The organism is Companilactobacillus bobalius, from assembly GCF_009764355.1.
In genome coordinates this window covers 667,388-682,336 of record NZ_LNUA01000032.1, presented here as the reverse complement: position 1 = coordinate 682,336, position 14,949 = coordinate 667,388, and the positions used below count along the sequence as shown (strand labels likewise).

Sequence of the window (14,949 nt, the reverse complement as noted above, 5' to 3'; positions counted from 1 at the left end):
TAAAATTGAATAACGAACATACTTTGTTGAATAGTTAAGAGGGGTAAACATGGTCACTCGTTTATTGAATTCTTTTGCTCAGATTCGTAACACTAAAGTTGCGAGTGCTGTTCGTAATACTTTAACGCTATTATTTCCGATTATGTTATTAGGCAGTTTTGCCGATGTTATTAAGTTCGCATTTTTAACTAAAACAGGTTATATGGCACAAATGTTTGGCATTACTAATTGGCTGCCATATTCACGTGAATTGAGTTGGGTTATGGAAGTAATTTTTCACTGTACAATTGATATGATTGCTCTCTATGCTGCTTATGGAATAGCTTATTTCACTGCTAAAGAGTATAAGAAGGACGGTGCCAGTGCTGGAGCTATTGGATTGTTGTCGTTTTTGATTATTTCATATCAACCAACTGAAGATGGATTACCTAATTTTAGTCGCTTCTTTATGTCGCAGGGGATGTTGATAGCTTTGATTATCGGTTATCTCTGTGGTCGACTTTGGGTTAGTTTTGATAATTCGAAGATTCAACAACGTTACAAAATTATTATTCCTGTTTTCATTGTTTTATTAGTTTCAGCAATTTTGAATTTAGCTGGATTATTTGTAGTGAAATTGGAAATACCAACTTATGTGGCTAGTTTTGTAACTGAACATTCTCCGTTCAATTCATTAGTCTATGTTTTAGGCATGGGCTTCTTAACTGACTTACTATCTTGGATGGCAGTTGGGGGTACTTTTAGCAATAACCCTACCTTTAATGATGCGCCTTCGATGGCTAACATGAATGCGGCTTTGAAGGCCGGTTCATCTTGGAATGTACCGTATAAGTTTACCGACACAACTTTATTCCACAGTTTCGCCAATTTTGGTGGTAGTGGGGTAATGATTGCTTTGATTATTGCTATTTTGATTTTTTCAAAAAAGAATCGAAACCGTAATGTCGCCAAATGGTCGATTTTTCCAGCGGTATTTAATAGTCATTATTCTATGATGCTTGGTATACCAGTGCTCTTTAATCCAGTTTTTCTAGTACCATTTCTCATTACACCATTGTTTAATATGATAGTGGCCGCAATTTTTATTCTCTTACATTGGATGCCCGTGGCTGCTTATCCAGTTCCCTTGGGAACTCCAGGCCCATTGATTGCATTTATTGGTACGAATGGTAACTGGATAACTTTGGCTTTAGGGGCTATTTTATTAGTGATTGATGTCTTGATCTATATGCCGTTCGTCAAATTGTCAGATCGAATTAGTCAGAGGGCAGGTGACATCAATGAAAATTAAGCATTGGTTTTGGACTATCCTAGGAATCGTTCTGTCAGTAACACTGATTTTTGTTTCATTGAACTGGTCACATCAGAATACAACCGAATTAGCCAAGATTCACAATTCTAAGCTGTCACCAGTTATAATGATTCCAGGTAGTTCTGCTTCAGTAAATCGGTTTGATACGTTAGTCGATAAACTGAACAAAAATAATAAACATCCGCATAGTTTAATCAAAATACGAGTTACCACCGATAGTAAACTACATATTTCTGGACGTTTGCGTCGTGGTGATAATGAGCCGGTAATAGTCGTTGGTTTTGAAAATAATCATGATGGTTATGACAATATTAAGAAGCAGGCTAAATGGTTCAACGTAGCCTTTAAATTTTTGACAAAACAATATAATTTCAATAATTTTAAAGCCATTGGACATTCAAATGGTGGATTGATTTATACAGCCTTTTTGGAAAATTATTATTCTGAATATTCAGAACAGGTAAAAATCAAGCAATTAATGACAATTGGTTCACCATATAATTTTAATGAAAAATCGGTTCGTCATAAAACTCAAATGTTATCCGATTTTATTGACGATCGTGATAAGATTCCATCAAGTCTTAGTGTCTATTCAGTTGCAGGGATAGAGACTTATAACTCTGATGGATTGGTGCCTCTGGGAAGTGTTATGGCCGGAAAATATATCTATCAGGGACAAGTTAAACACTTTACCTCTATATCCGTTTCCGGATCTGATGCTCAACATTCTGATTTGCCTCAAAATGACCAGATTATCGATTTAATTAATCGATATATCCTTGATCCTAAACAAAGACCACAACGTCAACAAGGAGCCATCTCTTTAAATGGGCAATAGCTCCAAAGAAAAATTGAATAATGCAAACCCAATGGAGGAGTAAATGTGAGTTATAATCAATGTAAGAGTTTACATTAAAAATGAAGGGTTGTGCTGATAATGAGTTTGAGTTTTGGTCATAAGATTAATTATTTACCGTTGATGGTTTCTCTATTTGGTGGAATTATCATTGGATTTTTCTTTTACCTATTATCACGAAAAGTATTGATAGCTATTTTGTTTGGTATTGCTTGTTTGATAGCCATTGTGATGCTATATACTCTTAAAACAAGAGATAATTTAGATCAGTGGATCGTTGATAATCGGGGCATTCATTATCAGGATTACAGCACAACTGGTAAGAGGGTTAAGGCCATATTGTTTCCCAATATATCCAATGAGGAGACTGTAAAATTTAACGAAATTAAGGCCTTCTCAATCGTTGTTGGAAAAGGAATAGATTTGCCAAAGGGAATCGGACCGGATGGTTCAATTGATGCTACGTTTTATGTGGTGGATTCGGCATATCAGGCATTCAATAGTCCTTATTATCTGTCATTAAAATTGGCTAAGGGTAGGGATGTTGATTTAGATTTATCCTCCAATGGCCATGATGTGGCAGCCATAAATGAAGTTATTAAAAAGATTGAAGAAAGAACTAAGTTGCAGGTTAAATTAGAAAAGCAACGTGTATAGTGGCATAATAAGTCGACCGATGAATTATAAATGGGTCGATTTTTTATTATTAAAAAATAAGGAAGAGAGGTGTATAGCAATGCGTTGGATACCGACATTATTTATTTTGCTATTAGCAATGGTCAGTGGTTTATATATTTTTGGCAATTTAAAGAAACTTTCTCGACCATACAAAAGGTGACTCTATTGGCTGTATTTCGTGGGATTGATGGCTGTTTTGTTCATGCCGATTTCTATTGATGGAATAACAGTTAAGATTCTGCCACCTGGTTTGGGACGCGTGAATCTATATGAATTACAATTATCCGGAATTGAGTTTTATGAAAATATTATTATGACTGTACCGTTTGGTTTCTTTATTAAAAAAGTATTTCCGAAATTTCCACTGATATTGTTGGCTATTTTGGGAATTCTGATTGGTTCTAGTTTTGAGTCTATGCAATATGTCTTGTCACATCATTTCTTGATTGATCGTACAAGCGATATTAATGATGTGATTTCTAATGCCACAGGTGTTGTTATTGGTGGCATGATGGCAATGATCTACAATTTCCTTTCAAAAGATAACTGATAACTACCTATTAATACGTTAATATATTAATATGGAGGGTATTTTATGAGTTGGATATTTGTAATGATTTTGGCAGCCACGTTAGCGGGGTTCGTTCAAGGGGTCACTGGCTTTGGTTCAGGAATTGTCTTAATGGTTTTTTTACCACAACTTTTACCGATCAATCAAAGTGCTGGAGTTTCCACGTTAACGATGTCGATTGCTATTATCATGGTGGCTTGGAAGTATCGTAAAGCGTTGAAGTGGCAAAAATTGGTTGGACCATTTTTGATTTATATCGTCATGGCCGTTTTTTCACTGCATTTGAGTAAATATTTAGCAGCAGGGTATTTAAAAATTTTATTAGGATTGTTATTGATAATTTTGGCACTGTACTACACTGTAATGAATTTGAAGTCGATATCGGTTAAGTCAATTCCATTTTATGTCATGGTGGTCTTTGCTTTGATTTCAGGATTTTTCAATGGAATGTTTGGTATTGGTGGACCACTAATGGCACTGTACTTTTTGACTATTTCTGATTCTAAAGAGAATTATTTAGCCAGTATTCAAACGTTCTTTTTAATTGATACGATTATCATGACCAGCTTACGTTTTTCAACTGGAATTCTAACAGTCGACAATTTGAAATTTGTTTTAGTAGGATTTATAGGGGCTGTTTTAGGAACAATCTTGGCCAACCGATTGGTTAGTCATTTGAATATTCGAGTTATGGAATTTTTCATTTATATTTTTATCGGAATTAGTGGCTGTTATTACTTGATAACGGCTCTATAACGAGAATATTTACTTGCATACATTGAAAATAGTCCGTATAATGCAATTTAATTATGTTTAAGAAATGAGGATTATATATTTGATTACTGTAAGTAACGTTAGTTTGCACTATGCTGATCGTAAGTTATTTGAGGATGTAAATATTAAATTTGCCCCAGGAAACTGTTACGGCTTAATCGGCGCAAATGGTGCCGGTAAATCAACTTTTCTAAAAGTGTTATCAGGTGAGATAACTCCTTCAACTGGTTCTGTTAAATTAGGACCTAATGAACGTTTGGCTACTTTAAAGCAGAACCACTTTGACTATGATGACTACACAGTCATGGAAACTGTTCTCATGGGTCATGCTGACTTGTATAAAATTATGCAAGAAAAAGATGCCATCTACATGAAACCTGACTTTAATGAAGAAGATGGTCTAAAAGCTGCTGACTTGGAAGCAAAATTTGGTGAAATGGGTGGCTGGGAAGCTGAGGGCGAAGCCTCACAAATGCTTCAAGGCCTAAATATTCCTGAAAGTCTGCATCAAGAAAAAATGGCTAATTTAACAGCCGGTCAAAAAATTAAAGTGTTGTTAGCCCAAGCTTTATTTGGTCAACCAGATGTTTTGCTATTGGATGAGCCTACTAATGGGCTTGATGTTGATTCAATCGATTGGTTGGAAGAATTTTTGATCAATTTTGAAAATACTGTTATTGTCGTATCCCATGACCGTTACTTCTTGAATAAAGTATGTACATATATGGCTGATTTGGATTACAGTAAGATTCAACTATATGCTGGTAATTACGATTTCTGGCAACAATCTTCAGAATTAGCTCAACAAATGAAACAAGATCAGAACTCTAAAAAAGAAGAAAAAATCAAAGAGTTACAAGACTTTATTGCTCGTTTCTCGGCGAATGCTTCTAAATCTAAACAGGCCACTTCTCGTAAGAAGATGCTTGATAAGATTACGTTAGATGATATTCAACCAAGTTCACGTCGTTATCCATTTATCAAGTTTGTTCCTAACCGTGAAATCGGAAATGATTTATTACAGGTGAAGGATTTGACGATTTCTATTGATGGAAAGACTGTTTTGAAGAATGCTAACTTTATTTTGAATAAAGATGATAAAGTAGCCTTTTTAGCCAAAAATGATATGGTAACAACAGCCTTATTCAAAGTATTGACAGGTGAATTAGAACCAGATTCAGGTACAGTAACTTGGGGTGTTACAACTAGCCAAGCATACTTACCAAAAGACTTTAATTCAATGTTCAATGAAGACACGCCGATTATTGATTGGTTACGTCAATTTGCTGAAAAAGGTGAAGATGACGATACTTTCTTGCGTGGTTTCTTAGGAAGAATGTTATTCTCTGGGGATGATGTTACAAAGAAAGTTAACGTTCTATCTGGTGGAGAAAAAGTTCGTGTCATGTTATCAAAAATGATGTTATTGAAGGCCAATGTTTTACTACTTGATGATCCAACTAACCATTTAGATTTGGAATCAATTACAGCCTTGAATGATAGTTTGATTGACTATAAAGGTTCAATTATCTTTGCTTCACATGACCACCAATTTATTCAGACAATTGCTAACCGTTTGATTTACTTAACAGCAAATGGTGTGATTGATCGAGCAGATACTACTTATGATGAATTCAGAAGTAATGATCAAATTGAAGCACAAATCAACGAATTAGATAAATAAGCAAAATCCCGATTCCAAAATGGAGTCGGGATTTTTTTGTAATGATTACACTAGAATATAATGATATTATGTATTCAAATTTACTTGAGAGGAGTGGGTGTAATGTCAGAGGTAAGGCCAATTTCAGCTCTAAAGGAATATACAAAAGTGTTTAGTGAATTAAGAGAAGGTAATCCAATAACTTTTACAAAAGATGGCAATGAAGTGGGAATCTTAGTTAATTCAAAAGAATGGAATAAGATACAAGCTGAAATAAAATTGTTGAATGGATTGAATCATGAAGATAATTCGTTTGATGGTATGCCGTTGAGTGAGTTTAGAAAGTTACATGATGGAAAATAATTAATAAAAAAGAACCTGTGATTGATCAGGCTCTTTTTTATTATTAATGATAGAAAATAGTTAATGTTCAAGAAGTTACTTACTTAAAATACCTAATCCACCAAGGATAATTCCAACAATTAAAACAGAAACGATTAGTCTTGTTGAATTCATTTTCTTTTTACCTAATAGCCAATAACAAATTGCCACTAAAATGACTGGTACAAGAGAAGGCATAATTTGATTCAAAATAGATTGGGCTTTAAGAACAACCTTACCGGTTTTGAAGACTAAGGGAACTTTAACTGATACCACGGTTGGAATCAATGCGCCAACAACAGTAACACCAAGCAAGATTGCTGAATCGGTAATTTTGTTTAGTTTGTCACCGGCAGCGTAAATTAATTTTTCACCTTGAGAATAACCTAATGGTAATAATGAAAATCTTAAGAATAATACGGCAAAATTAACTAAAAGCCAGATAATTGCGCCAATTGGATTTCCGTGAAGTCCCATATAAGCACCAATTGATCCAAAAATGGTGGGAAGAATAACTCCAAAAATAGTATCACCAACACCTGCAAAAGGCCCCATTAAGCCAGTCTTTAATCCAGCAATCGTATCTTTCGCTTTTATTCCTTCTTTTTCCTCAATAGCCATATCCATACCAATGATGAAACCACCAACGTAGGCATTGGTATTAAAGAATTGGTTGTGCATCTTCATCATTTCTACACGATCGTTATCTTTTGAATAAAGTTTTTTAAGTGTTGGAAGCATGGTATATAGGTAACCAGTAGACATCATTCTTTCATAATTCCAACAAATTTGACTTGACCAAAGCCAACGCCAGTTAGCTCTGAATAAATCTTTTTTTGTAATGACTTTATTAGTTTTCGTATTCACCGAGTTCATTTTCAGTTTCCCCCTCACGTGTAGTATTATCTGAGTTTGAATTATTACTATTATTACCTTGTTTGTAATGCATAATAGCTAAGGCTAGACCTAGAAGGGCAACTCCAAGCATTGGAATTTTGAGATATGAAGCTGCAATAAAGCCTATTATTAAGTAAGAAATAAATTTCTTTGTTGGTAAAAATCTCAATAAAATGGCAATACCGACGACTGGTAGAATACCACCAGCTACATTTAATCCATTTGATAGCCAAGTAGGGATGGCATTAACAATTTTAGTTACAACGCTATTACCAACAATCAACATAACAAACACAGGGATTGATCTAGATAGTCCCCAAGGGAATACACCATAGATGATATTTTTTGCTACATTTGTTGTGTCATTTTTGTCGATATATTTATCGACTTTATGTAAGAAGAAGGTATTTGTGAACCTTGCTAACACATCAAGCTGAACCATTAATAGTCCAACAGGAACGGCTAATCCAATGGCAAAGTTGACTCCTTTACCTGTCATAACCGCGTAGGCGGTACCAATGATGGCACCGGAAAAGAAATTACTGAAAATGATGTCGCCATAAGTACCAACTCCTAAGACCATTAATTGAAGCGTAGCACCTACAACTAGTCCAGTTTTTAAGTCGCCCATTATAATACCCGAAACAAATCCAATTAATAATGGATAATTACATAAGATACCAACAGTAATTTGATCGATAATCATCCAAAATGATAAACAAGTCAGTAATAATATTTGCCACCAAGCAATACTCATAATAATTTATTCTCCTTTATCCAATAATGTCATGAAATTTTGCTTTTTATCATTCGGCACCATTTGATGATATAAATTGATTCCTTTACTATTTAAATCGTTAAAGGTTTTTACATCTTCCTCTGTAACGGCGACACTTTTAGCAACTTGTCGAGCACCTTGTTTCATTGAAATATTTCCAACATTTATTTCTTTCAACTTAACTCCATCATCTGTTAATTTACTTAACACGGCAGGATTTCTAACAATGATGAATACCCTTTGTCCAGCGTATTGATTTTCTTTTATCCGTCTTGCTGCACCATCAGTAGTTAAAATACTTAAATGCACACCACCTGGAACAGCTGTTTTCAAAGTCATTTTTTGAACGTTGCTTTTCACAATACTATCGTCAATTACCATAATTCGGCTAGCGGATAAACTACTTGTCCACATGGTAGCGACTTGACCATGTATCAATCGAGCGTCAATTCTGACATTGATAATTGGATCTTTACCAGGCATCTTCTTAGGCGATTCTTTTCTTGCTATCTGTTTCTTAGTAGTTGCTTTATGTGGATCTGATGGATCGATTTCTACCAAGAATTTTTTATTTTCTTCAAGAGCATTTTCAATAGGAGTACCTGTTGCAATTGATAAAACTAATCCAAAAGAAAGTCCCGAGAATACTCTAACTTTTTTATGCGTTCCTTTAAAAATTAAAGCGGAGTTAGCTGGTGTTCCACTTTTGATATCACAAATGATGTAGAAGAAATCATCATTATTTTTTTCATATAATCCTTGATATTTTTTTACTACATCATCAATTCCCATTGGATCTTTAAAAGATACTATTTGGAAATCATTTAACTTACCAGTAATCATTTCACAGCTACTCAGAGTTTCTTTTGAATAATTACCATGACTAGCTAATACATACATAAAGATTCACCTCCGACATATTTAATGTGTTAACTTAATTTTAAAATCAGCTTAACACATTAAGTAAGCGAATACAATTACATTTTAAAAATACAATTAATCCCTATGTATCAATGATTATCATTGTAAAAGTGTCATTTGAAAAAATGTAACCTAATGTGTTATCCTAATGGCAAATATCCAAAAAGGAGTTTGTAATGATGAGTATGCCTGTAGAGAGAATTAAAAATTATGAACATATGGGACTTGGACTGTTTATTCATTGGGGGCTTTATTCTCAAATGGAACAAGGAGAATGGACAGAATTCATCCATGACATTGATCAAAGAAAATATGAAGAATTAATAAATACATTTACTGCAAAAGATTTTAATGCGGAGTCAATTGTTAAAAAAGCTAAAAATATGGGTGCTAAGTACATTGTTTTGACTACAAAGCACCACGAAGGATTTTTCCTTTATGATACAAAAGGGTTAAGTGATTTTGATGTAATGCATAGTCCAGCAAAAAGAGATTTAATCAAAGAATATGTTGATGCCTGTCATAAATACGATATTAGTCCATTTTTTTACATGGCATCCTATGATTGGCATAACCCCTTGTATAAAGATGACTTCAATAAATATTTAAAGTATTTACAAAGATCAGTAGAGTTATTATGCAAAAATTATGGCAAGATTGGTGGTCTTTGGTTTGATGGTAATTGGAATAAAAAAGATGCCGATTGGCATCTTGATGAATTGTATGGAACTATTCGTAAATATCAACCAGAAGCGATTATTATCAATAACACTGGATTAAAGAATATGGGGAAAGTCATTAATCCAGAAATTGATGCTGTGACTTATGAGCGTGGAATTCCTGACACAATTAATCATGGAGAAAAAGGCCAAAAATATGTTGCAGGAGAAATGTCAATTACTTTAAACAAACACTGGGGTATCGCTGCTAATGATATTGATTATAAATCTCCAGGGGAAGTGATTGAAACCATTTGTCATGGGAAAAAAGTTGGTGCAAACGTATTAGTGAATATAGGTCTTACAGGTACCGGGGAAATTCCGATTATATCTCAGGAATATATGAAAATGATTGGTCTTTGGATGAAGTTTTATGGTCAAGCCATTTATAGTGCAAAACCAACGCAAATAAAAGCCGCGGAAGGACTAAGGGATTTTGTATTAAGTGATGGTAAAAGCGATTATTTATTTATTTATGATATTAAGGTCACTGGAAATAGTAATGTAGTTTTGGGTGGTGAAGGTACAAATCCACGCTCATTCGTTGGAATTGATAAGAAGGTAAAGAAAATAACCTGGTTGGATAACAATGAACAATTAAAATTTTTGCAAAATAATGATATGCTTACTGTTAACGCAACCGGTTTCAGGTATGGGACTGATTTGATAGTCCGTGTTGCCAAGGTTGACTTTGAAAATTAAGGAGAAAATCTCGGTAAATGTCAGTACCTAAGTATAAAGAAATAATAGATGTCTTAAACGAAGAATTAGGTGGTGGAAAATTACATCAGGGAGACAAATTTTATAGTGAATCTGAAATTTGTAGCCGATTTAATGTAAGCTCAACCACGGCCGTAAAAGTATTAAATGTTTTACAACAACAAAATAAAGTTACTAGAATCAAAGGGAAGGGTACTTTTGTTGCCAAGGAAAATCATAAAAGTGTCGTCCTTTACACTGATCTAAATATGTCTAATGGTCATTCAGAAGGAGTTAAGGTTTTAAATGTTGAAATCAAAGATGACAAGACAGTATTAAAAAAAATGGGGCTTCATTCAAGCGACAAGTATTTAAAAGTAACAAGGATAAGATGTATTGGAGAAAAAACATCTCAATATTCTGTAAGTAATATTCGCTTGGATTATATTGATAAGAACAAATTAGATGATGATAGTAACTTTGACTCTGTTTATAGCAGAATTAAGGAAGATGTTGGTCTTGATCCCTATAAGTTGCCGTATACTCAAAAAACAACTATTAGTAAAGTGAAAGATTCCAATATTTTAAATTATTTTAATAGGACAAATAATTTATACGTATATCAGGAAAGATTAACTTATTTACCTACCGTGGATAGTTCTATTCTAGAGTATGCATATACTTATAAATTACCAGAATTTTGGGGTATGGAAACTGAATCGGTTTTTGGTGGAAATATTTAAAAATAACTATTCTGATTAAATTAGAAATAAACAAAAAACACAATAACTTCATAATTTCGTCAATCAATTTTAAGTTTGCTTAAATAAACAAGTTTTAAAGTATAAGTATCAATTAGCAAATGGACAAATTATGAAGGGAGTGTTGGTTATGCGTTTTATACCTTTACTAATAATATTAACTATTTCGATAATCAGTGGTTTAATCATCAATCATAATATTAAGGAATTCGAGAAGCGTCATTTCTATCTAATAAGTTTAGTTTATTTAACTTTTCTAGGGATGATTCTCTTTACGCCAATTTCGTTCGATGGAACATCGGTTTATGTGATGTCAGCGGGAACTGGACGGGTAAATCTGCATCAACTTGATATAATTGATATCGGTTTTGCGGAAAATATTATTTTGACGGTGCCATTGGGATTCTTAATTAGAAAATTTTTCCCACATGTATCGATACTTTCAATGGCCTTCACTGGGTTTATGATTGGTGGTGGAATTGAAACGTCCCAGTATTACTTATCACATATATTCCTGATCAATCGGACTAGTGATATCAATGATGTTTTAGCGAACGCTTTAGGTATCGTCGTTGGTGCCATCTTGATGGTGGTCTACGAATATATCACTAATAGGAAGACAGTTGTTGCAACTAAATAAAACAATTAATAGGTTAATATCGACAGAATTAATCTATTAATTGTTTTTTTATGCTAAAATTTTAAGTATATGGGGGCGCTTACAAAATGGGACAAAAAATAATTGATGCAATAATGGATTTTAGAAAAGGAGCTAAGGCTAACGACGACAAACGTGATGAAGGACTTCCAACTGAAGTTGAAGGTGTTAAACGTGTTGACGATATAGCTTATGGATCAGATCCAAAGTGGAATTTGTTAGACCTTTACTTACCAGAAAATGTTGAAGGACCAATTCCTACTATTATAAATATCCACGGTGGTGGCTGGTGTTATGGTACTAAGGAAACCTATCAATTTTATGGATTGAATTGGGCACAACGAGGATTCGCGTTCGTAAATCCTAATTATCGTTTGGCCCCAGACGTAGTTTTTCCAGAAGAATTGGATGATGTCAACCGCTATATTCATTGGGTAGCCGATCACGCAGCTGAATATGGTCTTGATACCAATAATGTTTTCTTAGTAGGTGATAGTGCCGGTGGACAAATGGCTGAACAGTATACTACTATTTTGACCAACGAAAAATATCGTCAAATGTTCAACTATGAATTAACTGATCTGCATTTCCGTGCTGTGGCTTTAAATAGTTCTGCTAATTTTATGTTTGATCCGGATACAGTTAGAAATGTAACACAGGCTTACTTTACCGATGAATTATTGAAAAGTAAACATGATCAACTGAATACGGAAGAGTACATTCAAGATAACTTTTTACCAACATATATCTGTACCGCTAATAACGACTTTATCCGCAATAATTCTGTTAAATTCGACGGCTTCTTGACGGCCAAAAAAGTTCCACATGTTTTCAGAATGTACGGTGATGAAAAGAATCCACGTGAACACGTCTTCTTGATCAATCAAAAAGATGCAATTGCTAAACAAGCTAATGACGATGAAATGGCATTCTTTAAGAAATATTTGGTTAAATAGACTTGTTCGGTATTAAAAACTTGTCAGAGAAATTATCATATATCATACTAAAATAAAGAGTTATTTATATGATGGAGGTTCAATAATGGCAAAAGTTTTTATTGCTGGCAAAATTCCAGATAAAGCAGCGGCCTTACTAAAAGCAACTGACTTAACAATTGATATGTACACTGATGACAAGCTAATTGGTGCAACAACTTTAAAGCAACATGTGGCTGATAGTGATTTTTTGATTACACCACTGTCAACGCCAGTCGATCGAGATGTGTTAGATCACGCTCCTAAGTTAAAGTTAATTGCTAATTTTGGTGCCGGAACGAATAATATCGATACAGCGTATGCGAAGGAGTTAGGTATACCAGTAACCAATACGCCAATTGTTTCAACTGTTTCAACGGCCGAATCTACTACTGGTTTAATTATCAGTTTGATGCATCGTATCGCTGAAGGTGATCATTTGATGAGGACCACTGGCTTCAATGGGTGGGCACCACTATTTTTCTTAGGCCATGAATTACAAGGTAAGACCTTAGGAATCATCGGATTAGGTCAAATTGGACAAGCCGTTGCTAAAAGGATGCATGCGTTTGATATGCCAATTCTTTATACTCAACATCATCGTCTTCCAGTTAGTCGTGAAGTTGAGTTAGGAGCCAAATTTGTATCTCAAGCTGAACTTCTAGAAAAGTCCGATATCGTGACATTACATTTACCACTCAATGGACATACCAAACATCTATTAGGTGCTAAGGAATTCGCTCAAATGAAATCCAGTGCAGTTTTGATCAATGCTGCTCGTGGCCCCATTATCGATGAAGTGGCTCTGACGAAAGCATTGAAGGAACACGTTATTGCTGGTGCAGCTTTAGATGTTTACGAACATGAACCAGAAGTATCTGATGAATTGAAACAGATGCAAAATGTCTTACTCACACCACACTTAGGCAATGCTACTGTTGAAGCACGTGATGCTATGGCAACAATTGTTGCTGAAAATGTTATTGCGGCTGTTTCAAAGCAACCAATTAAGTATATTGTCAATGGACTATAAAGTGATGGAGGGAAAGCTATGTTTGCTAATTTAATAAATGAGAGCAGTCAAAAACAGTTAACCGTCAAAGTAGGCTTTTCTTGGACTGAAATGTTTTTCGGCTTTTGGACACCAGTATTTCGCTCTGATTTCAAATGGGCTGCCATCTTGGTTCTGGCGGAAATATTATTTGGTTCATTCACTTGGGGTGGTGGAGCATTTCTAGTGACACTTGTCTTTGCGTTCTTTTACAATCGTCTTTACGTGAAAGACATGGTAAATCAAGGCTACAAACCGGCTGATAAAACATCCGCTGATATATTAAAGAGTTATGGTTATATTTAAAATGACTTCATAATAAAAGCTAGGCAAATCTAATATAGAATTACCTAGTTTTTTTGTGTTTGTAAATGTTTAAAAATTAGAGTGATTTTGAAATTGTTATGATTCGTTTCCAGATTGACTCTACCGCCAAGCGTTGTAACAAGGGATTGCACAATACTCAATCCTAGACCAACACTGTGATTGGTACGAGAATTGTCAGCCGTGTAAAAACGATTGAGCAATTGATTACTATCGTGAATGTTTTCGTTGGTTTGATTTTCAAATGAAAGTTGAATGATACCATCTTCATTTTTTAAAGTAATAGCCATGTTGTTTGAGGCGTATTTCAAAATATTACCGATAAGATTTTGAAAAATACGTTTGAACATCATCTCATCACTATTCACAATAACTTTAGGGGCAATTTCTATTTGCGCGTTGATTTGTTTGGCGGTGAGTTGGTCGTAATAGTTGAACAACTCTTTTTGTAAAGTATCGGACAAATTAAATTGAGTGACATTGAGGTTTTTGCTCTTCTCTCGAATCAAATTGAAATCCATTAAGTAGTGTAGGTAGTAGTTAACTGAGTCGAGGTTGTTCTGAACTCGAACTAGATCACGTTGATTTTTTCCAGTGCTCTGTTGTGTTAATAGCTGGACGTAGCCAATTGAAACAGTTAGCGGTGTTTTGATATCATGAGTCAAATTAGTCAGCATTTGATTGAATTGTCTATTTTGAATTGCTTGGTTTTCCTTAAGTTGATGAGTCTCGTTAAGATTGAAATTACAAGCTTGAGCTAATTCTTTAATAATAGGCAAACTAGTTCCAGTTGTGACTTCACCATTAGTGCCATTTTTATTGATATAGTTTAAATCTTTAGTAATTCGTTTGATATCGTGCAAAATAAGACTAAGAACCAAAATTAGAATGAAGCAGATAATTGTTAAAAATATAATCATTAAGGAATCCTC

17 protein-coding genes are annotated in these 14,949 nt (G+C 34.3%); 13 read left to right on the top strand and 4 right to left on the bottom strand.

Translation table 11 applies throughout. The features are described 5' to 3' along the window. Positions 1–49: 49 nt before the first annotated feature. The 7 genes from ATN92_RS10420 to ATN92_RS10390 all read left to right on the top strand — a co-directional run bounded on the left by ATN92_RS10420 (position 50) and on the right by ATN92_RS10390 (position 6,217). Entirely contained in the window at positions 50–1,291 is a 1,242-nt protein-coding gene (locus tag ATN92_RS10420; RefSeq protein ID WP_158106718.1) for a PTS transporter subunit EIIC, read from the top strand. After that, positions 1,281–2,150, top strand: a complete 870-nt coding sequence (locus tag ATN92_RS10415) for an alpha/beta hydrolase (RefSeq protein ID WP_056952821.1) — start codon at positions 1,281–1,283, stop codon at positions 2,148–2,150. Before ATN92_RS10420 ends, ATN92_RS10415 begins: the two co-directional genes overlap by 11 nt. A 99-nt stretch (positions 2,151–2,249) precedes the next feature. After that, entirely contained in the window at positions 2,250–2,825 is a 576-nt protein-coding gene (locus tag ATN92_RS10410; RefSeq protein WP_056952819.1) for a hypothetical protein, read from the top strand. 199 nt (positions 2,826–3,024) lie between these two features. After that, on the top strand, positions 3,025–3,396 hold the full coding sequence (locus tag ATN92_RS10405) for a VanZ family protein (RefSeq protein WP_267901948.1): 372 nt from the start codon (positions 3,025–3,027) through the stop codon (positions 3,394–3,396). A gap of 45 nt (positions 3,397–3,441) precedes the next feature. Continuing rightward, positions 3,442–4,173: a sulfite exporter TauE/SafE family protein gene (locus ATN92_RS10400; protein WP_056952816.1), complete on the top strand. Its 732-nt coding sequence runs from the start codon at positions 3,442–3,444 to the stop codon at positions 4,171–4,173. Positions 4,174–4,252: 79 nt separating this feature from the next. Continuing rightward, positions 4,253–5,875 carry an ABC-F family ATP-binding cassette domain-containing protein gene (locus ATN92_RS10395; protein ID WP_056952814.1) on the top strand — a complete coding sequence of 541 codons (1,623 nt, stop codon included), beginning with the start codon at positions 4,253–4,255 and terminating at the stop codon, positions 5,873–5,875. 102 nt (positions 5,876–5,977) lie between these two features. Continuing rightward, positions 5,978–6,217: a type II toxin-antitoxin system Phd/YefM family antitoxin gene (locus ATN92_RS10390; protein ID WP_056952812.1), complete on the top strand. Its 240-nt coding sequence runs from the start codon at positions 5,978–5,980 to the stop codon at positions 6,215–6,217. A gap of 75 nt (positions 6,218–6,292) precedes the next feature. On the opposite strand, the gene ATN92_RS10385 is transcribed toward ATN92_RS10390, so the two are convergent. The 3 genes from ATN92_RS10385 to ATN92_RS10375 are packed head-to-tail and all read right to left on the bottom strand — an operon-like array spanning position 6,293 to position 8,810. Then, on the bottom strand, positions 6,293–7,111 hold the full coding sequence (locus ATN92_RS10385; protein ID WP_054643663.1) for a PTS system mannose/fructose/sorbose family transporter subunit IID: 819 nt from the start codon (positions 7,109–7,111) through the stop codon (positions 6,293–6,295). After that, on the bottom strand, positions 7,086–7,889 hold the full coding sequence (locus ATN92_RS10380) for a PTS mannose/fructose/sorbose/N-acetylgalactosamine transporter subunit IIC (RefSeq protein WP_158106716.1): 804 nt from the start codon (positions 7,887–7,889) through the stop codon (positions 7,086–7,088). The genes ATN92_RS10385 and ATN92_RS10380 overlap by 26 nt, the downstream gene beginning before the upstream one ends. Positions 7,890–7,895: 6 nt before the next feature. Further along, a complete protein-coding gene (locus tag ATN92_RS10375) occupies positions 7,896–8,810 on the bottom strand; it encodes a PTS sugar transporter subunit IIAB (protein ID WP_056952808.1) in 915 nt (304 codons plus the stop codon). Positions 8,811–9,010: 200 nt separating this feature from the next. Here ATN92_RS10375 and ATN92_RS10370 point away from each other — a divergent pair, with 200 nt between their 5' ends. The 6 genes from ATN92_RS10370 to ATN92_RS10345 all read left to right on the top strand — a co-directional run bounded on the left by ATN92_RS10370 (position 9,011) and on the right by ATN92_RS10345 (position 13,999). Continuing rightward, a complete protein-coding gene (locus tag ATN92_RS10370; RefSeq protein WP_056952807.1) occupies positions 9,011–10,252 on the top strand; it encodes an alpha-L-fucosidase in 1,242 nt (413 codons plus the stop codon). Positions 10,253–10,269: 17 nt separating this feature from the next. Then, entirely contained in the window at positions 10,270–10,992 is a 723-nt protein-coding gene (locus ATN92_RS10365) for a GntR family transcriptional regulator (protein WP_056952805.1), read from the top strand. Between the two features lie 148 nt (positions 10,993–11,140). Next, entirely contained in the window at positions 11,141–11,650 is a 510-nt protein-coding gene (locus ATN92_RS10360; RefSeq protein WP_056952804.1) for a VanZ family protein, read from the top strand. A gap of 86 nt (positions 11,651–11,736) precedes the next feature. Then, positions 11,737–12,624: an alpha/beta hydrolase gene (locus ATN92_RS10355; protein ID WP_056952802.1), complete on the top strand. Its 888-nt coding sequence runs from the start codon at positions 11,737–11,739 to the stop codon at positions 12,622–12,624. 85 nt (positions 12,625–12,709) lie between these two features. Beyond that, complete coding sequence (locus ATN92_RS10350; RefSeq protein ID WP_056952800.1) at positions 12,710–13,675, top strand: 2-hydroxyacid dehydrogenase family protein; 966 nt, start codon at positions 12,710–12,712, stop codon at positions 13,673–13,675. An 18-nt stretch (positions 13,676–13,693) separates the two neighbouring features. Then, on the top strand, positions 13,694–13,999 hold the full coding sequence (locus ATN92_RS10345; protein WP_056952799.1) for a hypothetical protein: 306 nt from the start codon (positions 13,694–13,696) through the stop codon (positions 13,997–13,999). 44 nt (positions 14,000–14,043) lie between these two features. Here ATN92_RS10345 and ATN92_RS10340 read toward each other — a convergent pair whose 3' ends face one another. Then, the gene (locus ATN92_RS10340; protein WP_056952797.1) at positions 14,044–14,937 is read right to left on the bottom strand and encodes a sensor histidine kinase; all 894 of its coding nucleotides are present in this window, start codon (positions 14,935–14,937) and stop codon (positions 14,044–14,046) included. Positions 14,938–14,949 lie beyond the last annotated feature (12 nt).